The organism is Chitinophaga pinensis DSM 2588 (assembly GCF_000024005.1).
In the GTDB taxonomy this organism is placed as follows: Bacteria; Bacteroidota; Bacteroidia; order Chitinophagales; family Chitinophagaceae; genus Chitinophaga; species Chitinophaga pinensis.
On sequence record NC_013132.1, the window covers coordinates 2692258 to 2710753 of the forward strand.

The following is an 18496-nucleotide window of genomic DNA, read 5'->3' on the forward strand; positions in this document are numbered from 1 at the left end:
TTATATAAACGACGTGATATGAATACACAAGATGCCGAGTTAGTTATTAAATTACTTGCCGATGATGTAACAGCCTTTGATGCCCTGTACTGGAAATACCACCAGGCAGTCTACCGAAATATTTTCAAGTTTGTTAAGGAGCCCATTGCAACAGAAGATATTTTGCAGGAGGTCTATGCCAGGTTGTGGGAAAAGAGGAAAGATATTAATGCCGGTCAGTCTGTAGCCGGCTGGTTGTTTGTAATCAGTTTTAATCTATCAGTAGATTATCTGAGAAAGAAACTACGCGAGCATACTTTTCATAAGGAGTTATACAATCTGAAGATTGACGCAGGCGACTGGGAAAACAATCCCGGTGCTTATGAAGACCAGTATCACCTGCTGGAAGAAGCCATCTCACAGTTGTCTCCCAAGAAACAGAGGATTGTCACCCTATGTAAACTCGAAGGTAAAACATACGATGAAGTAGCAGAAGAAATGAAGATTTCCAGGAACACCGTCAAAGAGCATTTATCCATCGCGATGACCCGTATTAATGAATACATTCAGAAGAACAAGGAGCACAAATATGTGTTGTTGCTGCTGTTGTTCCTGAAGAATTAGTTCGTAAACCCGTGACAGCCTGCCCTTGCATGATAACGAAAAGCAAGGTCAGTGCTGTTGTACAACTAGAAACATATGTCAATTATCAACCAAAATCACCGTGGACACATTATTAATAAGAATATGTAACAAATTTCGTAAACACACCCACCCATATACTGAGGAGCGCCGTATTTAGGTTAAATAATCATTAAAATAGTGCAGAACAGGAAGGAATACCTAAAGCAACTGTTGCAACAAAAGGAGTGGAAACAGGAAGACCGGGATTGGCTGCTGCAGTATTTAAATGAGAACGATCTAACGGATCTGAAGGATGCAGCATCAGCAGCATATGAGGCTGACCTGCAAAGCACAGACCCAGTATTGGAACGAGAACACTCAGCGCGCATACTGGAGCAGATACATCAGCGCATCAGCTTACCGAAGGGCGCTGTTGTGAGAAGTATGTGGTTCAGTCGCTGGAAAGTAGCTGCTGCCGCCATTATTATCCTGGTTGCAGGAGCAGGCATTCTGAGCCTGTTCAGAAAACCCGTAAAACAGCTTTTAGTTACAGCGGAGAAACAACGGAAGACATTTACACTGCCCGATGGGACTATTGTGTATCTGGAACCCGGAACGACTATACAGTATGCTACCAGCTATGGTAAAGAAGAACGTAATGTGACACTGACAGGTGAGGCACTGTTTAAGGTAGAAAAAGATGATGCACATCCATTTATTGTAGCATCATCGCTGATCAGCACCAGGGTATTGGGTACCTCTTTTAATATGGAGGTGAGAAACAGTTCTGAGGCAAAAGTAGTGGTGCTGAATGGTATGGTACAGGTGGAGGCAAAAGGAGAGGAGAACCAGCAGGGAAAGGAGCTGATCCTGACAGCCAACAAGAGTGCGGTATATAACAAGGACACGCATCTGCTTGAAATGTCTGATGCCACAGATGATGCACGGTTTTATTCGCAGAAACAACAAGGACGGTTTGTATATGATGGAGAAGAACTTATAAAAGTAGTAAACGACCTGCAGAGATATTATAACGCGGAGATCAGATTAGATAAACGAATACAGCACTGTGCATTTTATGGAGATGTAAACATTGTGGATGACCTGGAGAAGGCACTCGATCTGATCGCAGTGTCGCTGAACGCCAAAATCAATAAGGATAAAAATGGAAACGGCTATATGATTGCCGGAGGTAACTGTCAATAGGACAAAAGACACATCGCCAACAGTTAACCTGCCTGATGCCTTAGAATGTACTGAGCATACACATGTATGCTAGCCAGCTTGTTATTTTATTATACGTAGATTAAATATTGCACACAACCAAACTAAATCGCTTTATGACGACTCAGGAAAGAACGCCATCCGGTTAACTATACCCTATTTGAGTTAACTCAGTAACGATAAAAATTGAACTGCACCGCAGCTGGTGCCCTATTGCCCTGGTCCCGCAAGGACTGGTAATGGAATGCTATTTCCCGAACCGAACCAAAATCAAATCATACACGAAATGCTGAAGAAGGCAACCCTATCCCTCCGCCTGACCGTGCTTGCGCTGCTGATCCTGTTGTCACAGGCCATCGCAGTTCCCGCAAATGCTTCAGGAATACAGGATGCGCTCGACAAGAAGATTTCTCTGGAACTGAAAAATGTGTTGCTGAAAGAAGCACTCGACCAGATCGGTAATCTCGCAGAAGTCTCTTTTATCTATGCAGGCAACAAAACGATTGTCGGCAATAAGGTAGATGTAAACGCTCACAATGAAAAAGTGAGCGACCTCCTTAAAAAGCTGCTTAAGCCACTATCACTTTCCTATACGGTTGTATACGACCGTGTAGTGATCCGGCCCGTTGAAAAAAAAATGGAAGGCCTCTCCGTACCGGAAAGCGAACGCCAGGTAGCACCCCGTACCCAGGACATAAGAGGTACGGTGGCGTCCCCAAAAAATGAGGCACTACCCGGCGTAGCTATTATTATTAAAGGGACTAACCGTGGTACTACTACTGATGAAAAAGGTTTTTTTCAATTGAAAGGCGTTCCTGCCGATGCCATACTGGTATTCAATTTTACCGGATATCAGCAGGAAGAAGTGAGTGTTGCCGCTTATAAAAATGGCGTAATCAACATTCAGCTGAAAGAGAAAACAACCAAACTGCAGGAAGTAGTAGTGACAGGTTTCCAGGATATTGATAAAAGCAAATTCTCCGGTGCTGCTGCCCGTATTAAAATGGATGAAGCCAAGATCGATGGTATGGCAGATGTAAGCCGTATGCTGGAAGGACGTGTGGCTGGTGTGGCGATACAGAACGTGTCCAGCACTTTTGGTACAGCGCCTAAAATACGCGTACGTGGCGCTACCTCCATCAATGGTGATAACAAACCACTGTGGGTAGTTGATAACGTGGTACTGGAAGATGTAGTGAATATCTCTAACGACCAGCTGTCCAGCGGCGACCCGACCACATTGCTGGGTTCTGCTGTAGCAGGTCTGAACCCGAACGATATTGAAAGCTTCGACATCCTCAAAGATGCGGCAGCTACCGCATTATACGGCGCACGTGCGATGAACGGCGTAGTGGTGATCACTACCAAGAAAGGACGTTCCGGTTTAAAACCTGTCGTTACCTACAGTGGTAATTACAGCACTCAGCTGAAGCCTAACTATAACAACTATAATATCATGAACTCCGCCCAGCAGATGTCAGTACTGGCAGAGCTGGAGCGGAAGGGCATGCTCACTTCCGATATACTTTCCCGTGGCGATATCGGCGTATACGGTAAGATGTATGAAATGCTGAACGCAGATGATAAAGGTAATTTCCCACTGGAAAATACGCCCGCTGCAAAACGCAAATTCCTGGAACGTTACGCTTCGGCTAATACTGATTGGTTTGATATCCTGTTTAAGACAAGCTTCATACAGGAACATTCCCTGAGTATCTCTAACGGTAATGACAAGGGTCAGTCCTATTTCTCTACCAGCTTTTATCATGACAACGGCTGGACCATTGCAGATAAAGTAAGCCGTTATACGCTGAACTTCCGTAATAACTACAAGATCTCTGAAAAAGTGAGCACCGGTTTCTCTGTACTGGGTTCTGCCCGTCAGCAAAGAGCGCCGGGTGCACTGTCCCGTACCAGTAACCCTGTAGAAGGGCAATACGATCGCGATTTTGACATTAATCCGTTCAGTTATGCCCTTAACACCAGCCGTACCCTGACAGCCTATGATCAGGACGGAAAACTCGAATATTTCAGAAGGAATTATGCGCCATTCAACATTATTAATGAATCGGCTAATAACTACCTGAACCTGAGTATGATGGACCTGCGTCTTCAGGGTGATGTATCCTGGAAGGTGACTAAAAACCTGCGTTACGAATTTGTAGGCGCGCTTCGTTATGTGAAATCCTCCCGCGAACACCAGATCACGGAGAACAGTAACATGGCCAACGCTTATCGTGCAGCGGACAATGCGACAATCGCGGAAAATAACAAATTCCTTTACCGCGATCCGAATAATCCGGATGCATTACCGGTGATCGTATTGCCTTATGGTGGTTTCTATAACCGTACAGAAGACCAGCTGCTCAACTTCGATTTCCGTAATAGTCTGAATTATAGCACAACGATCAATCAACGTCATAGTATTACGGCAATGGTGGGTCAGCAGGTAAAATATGCAGACCGTCAGAATTCATCCAATACAGGTTACGGCTACCAGTATAATAATGGTGGGGTACCTTTTACCGACTACCGTATCCTTAAACAGACCATAGAGAGCAGCTTCCCATATTATGGTATGGCCAAGGATTATGACCGCTTTGCGGCCTTCTTTGCAACCGCTACCTATGGACTGGATGGTAAGTATAACCTGACCGGTACTACCCGCTACGATGGTTCCAACAGACTGGGACGCTCCAAGAGCGCCCGCTGGTTACCAACATGGAGCGTGTCTGGTTCCTGGAATATCGATAAAGAAGATTTCGTACAGGACCTGGGCTGGGTAGATTACCTGGCGCTGAGAGGAAGTTACGGTCTGACGGCAAGTCTTGGCCCCGCTACCAACTCCAATATCGTATTCCAGACAGTTAACACGAAAAGAACACACCTCGATGAAGTAGAATCAGTGATCAAGATCGCTCACCTTCAGAATGATGACCTGACATGGGAAAAACTCTACACGACTAACATCGGTCTGGATGGTACGCTCCTCAACAGACGACTGAACTTCTCCATCGATGCATACCGTCGTAATAGTTTTGACCTGATCAGTATCATCAAAACATCCGGTATCGGTGGTGAAACGTTCAAAGCAGCCAACTACGCAGATATGAAATCGAAAGGTATAGAACTGCTCGTAGGCGGCGATATCATCAAACGTAAGAACTGGGGATGGAAAACCAGCGTGACCTTCGGTTATAATACCAATAAGATCACCAATGCGAAGAACATCCCGCGCATCTTCGACCTCGTAGTAGCAGAAGGTGGTAACAAAGAAGGTTATCCTGTAAGGGGTCTTTTCTCCCTTGAATATAAAGGACTGGATCCGCACACCGGTGCACCACAGTTTGTTGACCAGCATGGTGGCCTGAGCAAGGATGTATTCCTGCAGGACCTGAACACGGATCACCTGGTATACCAGGGCCCTGTAGACCCTCCTGTAAATGGTGGTGTAAATAACACCTTCCACTATAAGAGTTTGTCACTGAACGTATTTGTGACTTATCAATGGGGCAACAAGATCAGACTCTATCCTGCATTCAAAACAGCTTACTCCGACCTGGATGCAATGCCAAAAGAATTTTATGACCGCTGGATAATGCCGGGTGATGAGAAGGAAACACAGACACCTTCTATCCTGGATGGACTCGAGCAGGCGTTCCTGGGTGGTGCTTATCCTTACAATAACTATAACTATTCAACTGCCAGGGTAGCAAAGGGAGATATGATCCGCCTGAAAACGGTATCACTGACCTGGCTGGTACCAGCACCTGTATTGAGAAAAACAGCTTTCAGCAATATCTCAGTAACTGGAGCGGCTATCAATCCATGGCTGATCTATGCTGACAAAAAGCTGAGAGGACAGGATCCTGAGTTCTTCAACACAGGTGGTGTTGCGCAGCCGATACAGAAACAATTTACACTATCCTTAAAAGCAGGTTTCTAAATAAGATGGTTATGACGAAATTTTTTACAAGAGCATCTATTATCGCAGGATGTTTGATAGCCATGGCCGGATGTAATAAATATCTGGATAAGTCGCCGGATAGTACCTGGACAGAACTGGATTCACCTGCAAAGGTATCCCAGTTACTGGGTACCGCTTATCCTCAGGCCAACTATATTGTGTTTGCAGAAGCCATGTCTGACAATGTGGAAGATAAGGGCGCCGGTGTTACTGACAGAACGAACCTCGATCCTTATTTCTTCAATGATGTATCCGCTACGGAACAGGATTCTCCGGAATACTACTGGCAGGCCTGCTATGCTGCTATCGCGGCGGCAAACAATGCATTGAAAGCCTGCGAGGCAGCTCCCGATAAAAGCCGTTACACCGCACAGAAAGGAGAAGCACTGGTGGCAAGAGCCTATGCACACTTTATGCTGGTAACGTTTTTCTCTAAATTCTACGACGAAGCAACCGCCGCTACTGATCCGGGTATTCCCTACGTAACGGAACCGGAGAAAGTGGTGAATAAACAATATGAGCGTAAGACAGTCGCCTATACTTATCAGATGATCGAGAAAGATCTGCTCGCAGGTCTGGCACTGATCAGTGATGAAAATTATGCAGTACCGCGCTATCATTTCAATAAGTCAGCCACTTACGCATTCGCTACCAGGTTTTATCTCTTTAAGAAAGACTACCAGAAGGTGCTGGAATATGCTAACCAGGTATTCCCTAACAATGACCTGGCCAGCAATATGCGCCCATGGAATACGACCTATAAAACACTCAGTCCTGCTGCCATCTGGGATACCTACGCTAAGGCAACAGAAAAGGCGAACCTGCTGCTGGTAGAAACCCAGTCTATGTATGGCAGGTATGTAGCCCAATACAGATACGGACTGACCTATAATAAACAGATTGAAATACTGGGTAGTAATGTAAGCGGTGGCAGCTATGCATATCCATTATACTACTACGGTACAAGAGATTACTTCGTACCAAAACTGACGGAGTATTTCGTAAAAGCATCCGTAAACGCAACGATCGGAGATCCTTATGTAATGATACCGCTGTTCACTACAGAAGAAGTATTGTTTAACAGGGCAGAAGCCAATGCTTATCTCGGTAACAATAATGACGTACTGACTGACCTGAATCTCTTCGCCAGCAAACGTATCACTAACTACAACGCCGCTTCACACAGAATTACACAAACTAAAATCAGGACCTACTACGGTATTACCGATGTAAGGGGCGGTCTGCTGCAAACCATACTTGATTTCAAACGTGCAGAATATGTACAGGAAGGACACCGCTGGTTTGATATTCAACGCTACAAAGCAGCTGTTACCCATTATACCGACAAAGGTGCAAAGATGGTACTGGAAACAGGTGATAAACGCCGTGTATTACAGATCCCGTCTTCTGCTACTAATTCAGGTATCACATTGAATCCAAGATAATAGCAACCATTCATACAAGAACTCACAGATATGAAACGTATAAAAATATTCTTCTTGATCCTGACAGTAGCCGCATTCGCAGCCTGTGCAAAGAAAGAAGACGACCTCAGTGGTGTGCAAGATATCCCGGGCCTGGGTGGCGATACCTGGGTACCGGGATCTTTAGATGCCTGGTTACACGACACGATGACTGTTCCCTACAATATTGAAGTAAAGTATAAATGGGACCAGTTTGAGTTTGATGTTACCAAGACCCTGGTGCCTCCCAGAGAAGAGGTAGTAATCCCCGCTATCAGGGCGATTAAAAAAGTGTGGATAGATAATTACATCAGAGAAGCAGGAGCGATCTTCTTCAAGAAGTATTGTCCTAAATTCTTTATCCTGTCAGGTAGCGCCAGCTGGAACGACAATGGAACCATTACACTGGGTACGGCAGAAGGCGGTCGTAAAGTAGTGATGTACCTGCTCAATGATTTCCGCACGAAAGAAATGCCAGGATATAAAAAGAGCGATACCGGAAACGTAAAGCAAATCTTTCATGTAATAGAACATGAATTCGGACATATCCTACATCAGACAGTGATGTACCCGGTAGAATTTAAGAAGATCTGCGCCGGTTATTACACTGGTAACTGGAACAATATCGCTGATTCCGAAGCAAGAAAAGACGGATTTGTAACAGCATATGCCATGTCCAATGAAAACGAAGACTTTGTAGAAATGATCGCTATGATGCTCATAGAAGGAAAAGCGGGCTTTGATAGAATAGTGAACAGCATCCCGGAAGGAACCAGTGTGAATGGTAGTTCGCAGGCACAGGCAAAAGACAGGCTACGTCAGAAAGAAGCGATGGTAGTGAGTTACTTTAAAACTGCCCATAAAGTCGATTTCTATAGTCTGCAGGACAATACCAGAAAATCCATCGTACAGCTGCTTTACTAAGCCTTTATCAACCAAGATCAATCAACACTCCTTATGAGAAAAAATCTATCATTATATTTTCTACTGATCATCGTCGCACTTGCTTCCTGCCGGAAGGAGTACGATGATGTATTTGATGAATCGCCAGACACCAGGATCAACGAAACACTCGCTGCTTATAATAAAACGCTTATAGGCGCTCCGAATGGCTGGAAAGCGCTGGTATATCCTTCCGCCCTGGAAGGAACTGCTTTTGGCTTTTATTTCAAATTTGACAGCAGCAACAGAGTGGATATGTTTTCAGATTTTGATTCGGTATCTGCTGTAACTGTACGGACCAGCAGTTTCCGCCTGAAATCATTACAGCAACCTTGTCTGTTGTTTGACACCTATTCCTATATCCACGTGTTGTGTGATCCGGATGCCAGCAAGAATGGCGGATACTATGGAAAGGGTTTATTTTCTGACTTCGAATTTGCCATAGACGGCGTCTATGGTGACACCATAAAACTTACAGGACGACTGAATGGCAGTAAAGCCATTTTCGTTAAAGCTACCTCGCAGGAGGCACAGGATTATTACGATAAAAAACGGAACTGGGAGTTCAATAAATTTTCCCGGTTCCTTACTTATTTCAAACTGCTGACTGTAGGAAGTAACAAGTACGATATATATGTTGATCAGCTGTATCGTCGTATTACTTTAAAATGGATCTCCAATAATGGCGAGAAGGAGTTCCGGACTAATTATTATTTCGATAATAATGGTATATCGTTCACGACTCCTTTCAGAGATGGCGCGGTGTCTTTTGCCAGTTTCTCTGACATCAAATGGGATGTGTCAGCACAGCGTCTGACCATGAAAGCAGGAGAGAATAGTGCGGTGATTACCAGTTCCATCAAACCCCAGGTACTGGATAAAGAAGCCGGAAAACGCTGGTACAATAGTGCTGCTGCCACTGAAAGCTACTGGGCTTCGCTGAGCGGTTTTCATGTGGATGGTGTGGACGATGCCTATGGTGTGACAAACATTGCCGGCTTCAACTTCATGTTTTACTACCCCGTTTACGATGGCGAATATGACTTTGCAGGTATACTGCCAGCCGAGCGTCCATATGGCCCCGCTTTTACACCAGTGTTCAATACGAATGGTACCGTAACATTTGATTTTTCAGGACTCGCCTTTGGTCAGATTCCTGAAAATGAATCTGCAACCATTGGCAACATCATTACCAAATATCGGGAAAGTGAAGGCTTTTATTTCGTGCAGACAGGCGAAAGTTCCTATGACATGGTCAATGCAAAAGATGCCAGAACCTGGATCACCTGGCAGCAGTAATGGCATTCGCCATCGCATTATTTAAAGAAAGAAATACTTAAAACAAACAGCCATGAAAAATCAGCCTGTTTCTGTATTATACAAGGCTTCTTTATACCTGATCCTGTTGCTGCTATCTGGTCTGCATACTTTTGCACAGATTGACATCTCGATCGGGTCTAACAGCGGTGTCAATGGTAGCACCGGTTACCCCTGTCCATTGCAGGATTATTACGAAGGTTCCCGATCACAGTTCCTTTATCGGGCCAGTGAGCTGACAGCCGCCGGTATGCAACCGGGTTATATCAACGCAGTAAAGTTTACTGTCAATAGCCTGAATAGTACCGGTATTGTTGAAGACTACACTATTAAAATTGGCAGCACTACCATTGCGACACTCGATGCCGCCAGCTGGGTACCTGTCAATACAACTGTTTTCGGACCGGTGAACTATCAGCCGGTTGTTGGTGTCAACTCCTTCAACACCTTGCCCGCTTTCTTCTGGAATGGTACGGATAATATCGTTGTGGAAGTATGTAATGGTGGCGACAACTTCACCAATAACCCAAGTGTAAGATGGACAACAGGTCTGGGTTTTAATGGCTCTCATACATTCAGGTCGGATAACCTGGGTAACCTCTGTGGTACAACAAATGTTTCCAACACAGGTACCATGACCACTCGTCCTGATATCATCTTCAATTACACACCTGCCGCTGCGTGTACAGGTACGCCGCAGGCAGGTACGACTGTTTCGACACAGACGACTGTCTGCTCCGGACAGTCATTTTCACTTTCCCTCAGCGGAAACACCGCTGCTACGGGTCTGACTTACCAGTGGCAGTCTTCTACTGACAATGTTAACTGGACAAACATCACGGGTGCTACAACACCATACCTGCCTAATAAGATACAGACAGTTACTACCTACTACCGTTGTGTGGTAACCTGTTCCGGTAGTGGTGCCATTGCTAATTCTACCGCTGTACAGGTCAGCAGCCCTGCACTGGTACATGGTGTCTTTACGATCAATAAAAACGCGCCTGCCGGTAACGGTAACTTTATTTCATTCAATGCAGCCTATGACTTTATAAAATGTGGTATCGATAGTGCGGTTGTATTCAATGTAGTAACCGGTAGCGGCCCTTATGACGAACAACTGATCATTACCCCTGTGGGTGGCGCATCAGCTACTAATACAATTACATTCAATGGTAATGGCGAGACCATCACCAATCTTTCGCCAAGTACAGCAGAATGGGCAGTGATCAAACTGAATGGTGCAGATTACTTCACATTCAATAATCTCAAAATAGTACCGAAAGGTACTACGTCTTCTCAGCGTGGTATTGGTGTACAACTGCTGAATGACGCTGATTTTAATACCATCAAGAATTGTACAATCACCTTACAGGCGACCATTACTTCTTCCAGCTATGTAGGTATCGCGCTGAGCGCTTCCGCTACAGATCCGGTAGGAAGAGGCGCTGCCAATTGTGATGACAATACTTTCAGCGATAACACTATCATCGGTGGTTACTACGGTATTACACTGGTAGGTAGCTCTTCTGTAGCCAACCAGCGTAATAAGGTGACTGGTAATACCATTACAGAGTCTTATTACCGAGGGGTATATGTACACGGTGCATTTAACGCGCTGATCAAGAATAATAAGTTCAGCCGTCCTACCCGTGATAACGTAACCACTTATGCCGCTGTTCACTTACAGGACCTGAGTACCAAAGTGATCATCGATGGTAACAGGATCAGTAATCCTTTCGGTGGATTGCTGACCACCACTTCTTCCTTCTATGGTATCTTCCTTGAGAATGTTGAGGCTATTTCCCAGCTGGAAAACGAAGTGACCAATAACCTGATCTATAATCTGAATGGTCAGGCAAACCGTTATGGTATCTATAACAGCAATGCCAGCAATGTTAAGATCTATCATAACACCATCTCCATGGATGGTACTTCTACTTCGACCAATAATAGTTACAAGATAGCAGGGTATATACAGACAGGCGGCGCAGCAGGTGTGGAGTTTATCAACAACATTATCACGCTGACTACTACTTCTAATATCGCGCAGTTTGGTTTGTATTATGGTAATGCTTATCCTAATAGCGATGTGATCTCTGATAAGAATGACATCTTTATCACGCCGACAGCGGCTAACAAGTACACTGGTTACTACACCAAGAATCTGCCTACTTTACCTGAATGGCAGGCTGCCAGTCAGCAGGATGCCGGTTCATTTGCGGTGAATCCATTGTACCAGGATATTGCTACGGATAACTATTCCGCCAGCAATGCCAGTCTGAATAACCGGGGTAATGTAGTGAACGTTGCAGTTGATATCAACAATACAGCCCGTAACATCAGTGCGCCGGATCTGGGCGCCTATGAATTCACCCCGCCGCCATGCGTAACACCGCCGACAGGAGGCACCACGCAGCTGAGTAAACAGGTTGTATGTGCCGGTACGCCGGTACTGGTAAGTCTGGCGGGTAACTCTATGGGACAGACACAGACCTATCAGTGGCAGACTTCTCCGACACTGGGCGGTACTTACACAGCCCTGGGTACTTCTTCTGAATACGCTGATACGACTATCATCGCCACCTCTACTCTGTATTACAGAGCAGCGTTGACCTGTGGCGCCAATACCAGTTATTCAACGCCGATACTGCTGACCGTGAATGGTGCACTCGCTCCGAATACGTATACGATCGATAAAACATTGCCTACCGGTGGTCTGAACTTTACCAGCTTCAATGACGCCAAACAGGCAATGATGTGTGGTATTGCCGGTCCGGTGATCTTTAACGTGGTAGCAGGCCGCACAACTTATGAAGAACAACTGATACTGGATTCAATTCCTGGTGCGTCTGCTGTGAATACCATCACATTCAGAGGTAACGGTAATACAATTCACTATTCCAGTGATGATGGGGCAGAAAAAGCGGTGATCAAACTGCGTAAGGCTGACCATATCACTTTTGATAGTCTGAGAATAGACGCTACCGGTACGAAGACCTACGGATGGGGCGTTCAGCTGTTCAATCACGCAGATAGCAACGTGATCACTAAATGTGAGATTATTACGAAAACAGATGGTACGAGCGGAGACCACGCAGGTATCGTAATGAGTACTTCAGAGACAGATGCAGCAAGCTCCAGCAATAATACATTCAGTGTTGGTAATACCTTTAGTAAGAATAAGATCTCAGGTGGTTACTACGGTATCACCGTGATGGGATACACTAACGCAGGTACATCCAATAACCGCATTATCGCGAATGAAATAAAAGATTACTACAGCAGAGGTATCTACGCTTCTTACACTGGCTTTACCCTGATTACAGATAATATCCTGACCCGTCCGACCAGAACTGGTTCAGACTGGACCCTGTATGGTATCTCCCTGACCAGCAGACATAACAATGCGAAAGTGCTTCGCAACGCAGTGTCTAATGGTACGCCTTCACCAACAACCAACACGGTATATGGTATCAGCTTTGACAATGTAAATGCAGACGATACCAAACAGGATACTATCGCCAATAACATCATATACAATATGAATGTAGACGGTAGCCGCCGTGGTCTCTCACTGACATGGTCTACCAATATTATTGCGTTGCATAACACGATCTCCATTGACAGAGAAGGATCTGTACAAACATGGAACACAGCTTATGGCGCATATATCTATTTCTGTAATACCAGCAAATTTATCAATAACAATATCACTGTCACCAGCACAGGTAGCGAAGAAAAATACGCGATCTACCTGAACGGAGATGCCGATATACAGAATAATAACTACTATGTAAAAGCAGGTGGTAAAGACAACTATACCGGCTATTTCAATGGCGACCGTAAAACACTGGGTGAGTGGAAAGCTGCTACGCAGAAAGATTCTGCTTCAACTGACTACGATCCGATTTATGCTGACCTGCCAAATGGTAATCTGCAACCGGCATTCTATAAAATGGATAATACCGGTGTGCCACAGGGTGTAGCTACAGATATCCTGGGAAGAACCAGAAGTACGACTACGCCGGATGTAGGTGCTTATGAAATAAGTCTTCCATTATGCCAGACGCCGATCAATGCGGGTAAAGCAGTAGTAGCTCCGAATAACAATATCTGTATGGGTACGCCGGTTAGCCTGGATCTGATTGAGAATACGACTGCAGGTCGTCTGACTTATCAATGGCAGGCTTCCTACTCCGCTACCGGTCCATGGGTATATATCAGCGACACCGCTTATGTACCAGGATTCAAAACAGAACTGGGTGCTAACAACTACTTCCGTTGTCAGCTGGTATGTAGCGGTACAGACACAGCATGGTCAGAAGTGGCCTTCGTAAATATGAATCAGCCGCTGATCAAGGGTATTTATACGATCAACCCGGCAGGATCCGGCAACAGGAACTTCCCTTCATTCGTTGCGGCAGTAGCAGCGATGGAATGTGGTATCGCAGGTGAGGTGATCTTTGATGTAGTGCCTGGTACTTATACAGAGCAGGTGTATATGCATAAGATCCCTGGTGCATCGGATACCAGCCGTGTTACCTTCCGTAGCCAGAATGGCGATCCTGCATCTGTTACGCTGACCTACGCAGGTACAGCAGCCAGAAACTATGTGTTGAGACTGGATAGTGCCAGCTATATCACTTATAAGAATATCACCATTACTGCTACCGATGCCACTAATGGCCGTGCAGTCGTATTTGGCGGTAACGCTGTAAAAGATAGTCTGTTGACCAGTAAGATCAATGTGCCGGTTGCGACCACAGATAATACAGCTGTAATCGGCGTATTTGCTGACGACTTCAAAGGTGGAAGCATCGCGATCGTTGGTAATACCATTAAAAACGGTGCAAGTGGTATCCACATCTCTGGTACTTCAAACGATGACGAAGTACGTGGATTGTTAGTCGACAGTAATCATGTGAGCGGCGTATTTGCCAGCGGTATCAACATCAACTTTGTCAGCCGGCCCGTAGTATCCAGGAATATTGTGGATATCAAGAGTCCGATGACGGCATCTGGTTATGGTATCGTATTGAGCTCCGGTGACAGTGCTTATAAAGTGATCAACAATACACTCACCATCAGCAATCTGAGTACTTCTATCTGGGGTATCGCATTGCAGGATTGTAAAGGTTCTGCTGCAGCTACCGGCCTTGTAGAAGGTAATAAGGTGATTGCTGTAACTGGTAATACCGGTATGATCTGGGCACTGGCGAACCAGGGTTCTTCTTACAACACCACAGTGAATAACGTAGTGTCTGTAAAGACCACCGGTGCAGTTGCTTACGGTTTATACAGTAACGAGGGTAATAATATTAACTACTACAACAACTCTGTATACAATGCTTCTACAGCAGTAGGCGCGAATGTAACAGCTTATATCTCCCATACAAGTCCTGCGGATGGTAACGTGAAACTGCGTAACAATATCTTCTCTAATGAAGGTGGTGGTCTCGCAGCTGAAATTGCGCTGAGCGACTATATCAACAGTGACTACAACACTTATTATACAACAGGTACGACGCTGATCTCCAGAAGTGGTACAGGTGATGATTATGATAACCTGACTGACTGGATTGCAGCTTCTGACCTCGATATCAGTTCCATTGTACATAAGCCTGCATTTGCAAGCATTAATACGCTGGAACCTGAGTTAACAAATCCTGATGTGTGGGCTATCCATGGTCGTGGCGTGCAGATCTCTGGCAACGATCACGATATCAACAAAAAATCAAGACCGGTAACGCTGACTGCAGGTGTGCCTGATATGGGTGCGTACGAATTCCTGCCAACAGCAGTGCCTACAGTATTGCTGGCAATCCCAGCCACACCTGCTCCGGGTATTACACAACAGTTCCTCTATGGGTCTGACACGGTAGCTAAAATTACCTGGGATCCTAATACTGCTGTACCGGCTACTATTAACCTGAAACGTTATTCAGGTGTAGTTCCGCCAAATCTGGCACAGGGTACGCCGTTCATGTACTTCTATACAGATGTCGATGTAACTGGTGGTGGTAATTATAAATTCAACCTGGAACAATTCTATGTGGATTCCTGGCTGGGTTATATGGATAGAGAGAAGAATGTGCGCTTGGGCAGAACAGATGCTGCTAATACCTGGATCGTTAACGACAGCAGTACGGTAGACGTGGCAAGAAACATTATTGCTGATACCGCCCTGCAATACCTGGATAAATTCACCGGTCTGAGAGGTAAACTGATCTTCGAACCGAATGGTCCTGTTGGTGCAGATACCTCGAATACTGGTACGCGCTTCTGGGTAGCATACGGTCATGACAGAAGTTTCATTACCGATAATGATCAGAACCTGGCGCTGCACTTTGTAGCAGGTGCTACAGCAGCACACGTGGTAGTGAAAGTGAATGGTACTGCATGGGGTAAAGACTATACAGTGCCTGCAAATGGTTCCTTTACTACCGACTTTATACCAAAATCCGGTCTGAGTGATGCCCGTCTCTCTGGTGAAGGTTTATATCCTTTCGGTATCAGTATTGAAAGTGATGCACCGATCAACGCATATGCACACCAGTACAGCTCGTCTACAGCAGGCGCTACCCTGTTATTACCTGTGGGTACGTACGGTTATGAATACCGTCCGATGACTGCCCGTCAGTATGCGGATGCAGACGCCTTCTCCTGGTTCTACATCATCGCTGACAACGACAGTTCGGTTGTAGAGATTACGCCTTCGCAACTGACAGCAGGCGGACATGCAGCAGGTGTGCCATTCCAGGTAACGCTGAACAGAGGTGAAGTGTACCAGGTATTAGGTGCATCGAAAGACCTGAATGAGGGATATGACCTCTCCGGTAGTATCGTTCGTTCAATACAGAACGAGAAAGGTAAATGTTACCCGGTAGCCGTATTCTCCGGTAACAGCTTCAGCTCCTTTGGTTGCGGTGGTTCCGGTGGACCAGTTGGTGCAGATGGTGATAACATCGTACAACAGAACCTGCCGGTACAGTCTTGGGGTAAAACATTCATGTCTGCTCCATCTTCCGGTATGACAGATCCGGTTCGTCTGATGAATAACATTTATCGCGTACTGGTGAAAGATCCTGCTACGATTGTGAAGAGAAACAATGCACAACTGCCACTGAGTACCTTGATAAATAACAGCTACTATGAGTTTGAAAGTAAAGTAGCAGAGTATATCGTCGCTGACAAACCGGTAACCGTTGCACAATATTTCGCTAATGATGGCGCATGTGGCAACGCAGCTGGTGGAGACGTAGAAATGGTCTACCTGACACCGGTTGAACAAGGTGTGAAGAAAGCTACCTTCTATCGTAATGCAGATGCAGGCGTGAGTGCCAATTTCATTTCCCTGGTGATTCATAAACAGGGTCTGAACTCGCTGCTGATCGATGGTAGCAATACATTCAGCTACACTTTTAATCATCAGAACAGAGCTGATTATGTAGTAGTCGTGAAACGCTGGAATGCCACTGAAGGACTGAGCACTGTGAAGAGTGATTCTGCATTCACCGCTATTACTTATGGTTTTGGATATAATGTCAGCTATGCTTACAACGTAGCTATGCAGATCAGGAACCTGAACATACAGCCTGCCTTTACAAATACAAATAATCAGACGACTGCCAAGAATGCTTACACCTGTGCGAAGACGCCGTTCCGACTGAGTGCTACCCTGCCAATGATCCCATCAACACTGACATGGCAGCTGAGTGAAGTCGCTAACCTGGCGCCGGCAACAGATATCGTTACCAACAATCCGGTAGCTGCCGATACGCTGGTGATAGATGGTGTGACATACTACCAGTTCCAACTGACGACAGATTATTCTTTCTCTGCTCCGGGTGATTATGTAATTCCTGTGAAAGTGACTGACCCGGCTATCGAAAGCTGTGACAATAGTATCACTACTTATCTGAAAGTGAAAGTAATGGCTGCTCCGCATGTAGACTTCGCCATCAGCTACAACGGCTGTATCAGCGATATCGCGGTACTGAACGGGACAGCAACAACAGAAAACAATGCAGCGATCAGCAAGTGGAAATGGATGTTTGGCGATGGTACGACTGCTGAAACACGCAATGTGACCAAACAATATCCTGCTGCGGGTGAATACACAGATACCCTGCGGGTGATCACGAAAGATGGTTGTGTGGGAGATACCGTGAAGAAGATCGTTGTAAACGAGCCAGGTGCAGCTGCACTGACGTCGGATACATTGATTGTATGTGCGCATACGGATGCCACATTCACCGTGCAGAATCCGGATGCCAATGCTACCTACAGCTGGTATAATTCAGCCACCGGTGGTGCATTGATCATAACAGGTACGAGCCTGGAAATCAAAGATGCGGTAAGTCCGGCGGTATACTACGTAGAAACTACCAAGGGCGGTTGTGCCGGTGTGGCACGTACACCAGCTACATTACTGGTGAAACCACAGCTGGCGGTGCCGGTACTGAAAGTAGATTCCATCGGTGTAGACCAGATCCGCTTCACCTGGAATGAAATCGCAGGTGCGGAAGGTTACCTGGTATCTACAGATAATGGTGCAACCTGGACGGCGCCATCTTCCGGTAGTGAAGGACTGGAACATGTAGTAAAAGGTCTGAAACCACAACAGTCAGTTACCCTGATGGTGAAAGCTACTGGTTGTGAGGACAAGGTGTCACAGGCTGTTACAGGTAAGACATTACCAGACGGCGTATACATTCCATCAGGCTTCTCGCCAAATGGTGACGGTCTGAATGATACATGGCAGGTATATGGCGCTGTAGTAAGAGAAATTCATTTCATGGTGTTCAACCAGTGGGGTGAGAAAATATTCGAATCCAATAATCAGAACCTGGGATGGGATGGAAGTTACAGAGGTAAGGCGCAGCCTTCCGGTGTATACATCTACATCTGTAAACTGAAATTGGCTGATGGTACCAGCATCGAAAGAAAAGGTACGCTCAACCTCTTGAGGTAATCT

The 18496-nt window shown here is 45.6% G+C and carries 7 protein-coding genes; all 7 read left to right on the forward strand.

What is annotated here, in order from left to right; translation table 11 throughout:
- Positions 1-18: 18 nt before the first annotated feature.
- The 7 genes from CPIN_RS10975 to CPIN_RS11005 all read left to right on the forward strand — a co-directional run bounded on the left by CPIN_RS10975 (position 19) and on the right by CPIN_RS11005 (position 18493).
- Positions 19-603, forward strand: coding sequence for an RNA polymerase sigma factor (locus CPIN_RS10975; RefSeq protein ID WP_012789857.1), 585 nt, complete (start codon positions 19-21; stop codon positions 601-603).
- A 198-nt stretch (positions 604-801) separates the two neighbouring features.
- Positions 802-1809 carry a FecR family protein gene (locus tag CPIN_RS10980; RefSeq protein ID WP_012789858.1) on the forward strand — a complete coding sequence of 336 codons (1008 nt, stop codon included), beginning with the start codon at positions 802-804 and terminating at the stop codon, positions 1807-1809.
- Positions 1810-2113: 304 nt separating this feature from the next.
- Complete coding sequence (locus tag CPIN_RS10985; RefSeq protein WP_012789859.1) at positions 2114-5773, forward strand: SusC/RagA family TonB-linked outer membrane protein; 3660 nt, start codon at positions 2114-2116, stop codon at positions 5771-5773.
- Positions 5774-5784: 11 nt separating this feature from the next.
- Positions 5785-7239, forward strand: a complete 1455-nt coding sequence (locus tag CPIN_RS10990; protein WP_012789860.1) for a RagB/SusD family nutrient uptake outer membrane protein — start codon at positions 5785-5787, stop codon at positions 7237-7239.
- 30 nt (positions 7240-7269) lie between these two features.
- A complete protein-coding gene (locus CPIN_RS10995; RefSeq protein WP_044218346.1) occupies positions 7270-8181 on the forward strand; it encodes a zinc-binding metallopeptidase in 912 nt (303 codons plus the stop codon).
- A gap of 33 nt (positions 8182-8214) precedes the next feature.
- Complete coding sequence (locus CPIN_RS11000; RefSeq protein ID WP_012789862.1) at positions 8215-9498, forward strand: DUF4302 domain-containing protein; 1284 nt, start codon at positions 8215-8217, stop codon at positions 9496-9498.
- Positions 9499-9550: 52 nt separating this feature from the next.
- Complete coding sequence (locus tag CPIN_RS11005) at positions 9551-18493, forward strand: DUF8696 domain-containing protein (protein ID WP_012789863.1); 8943 nt, start codon at positions 9551-9553, stop codon at positions 18491-18493.
- Positions 18494-18496: the final 3 nt, after the last annotated feature.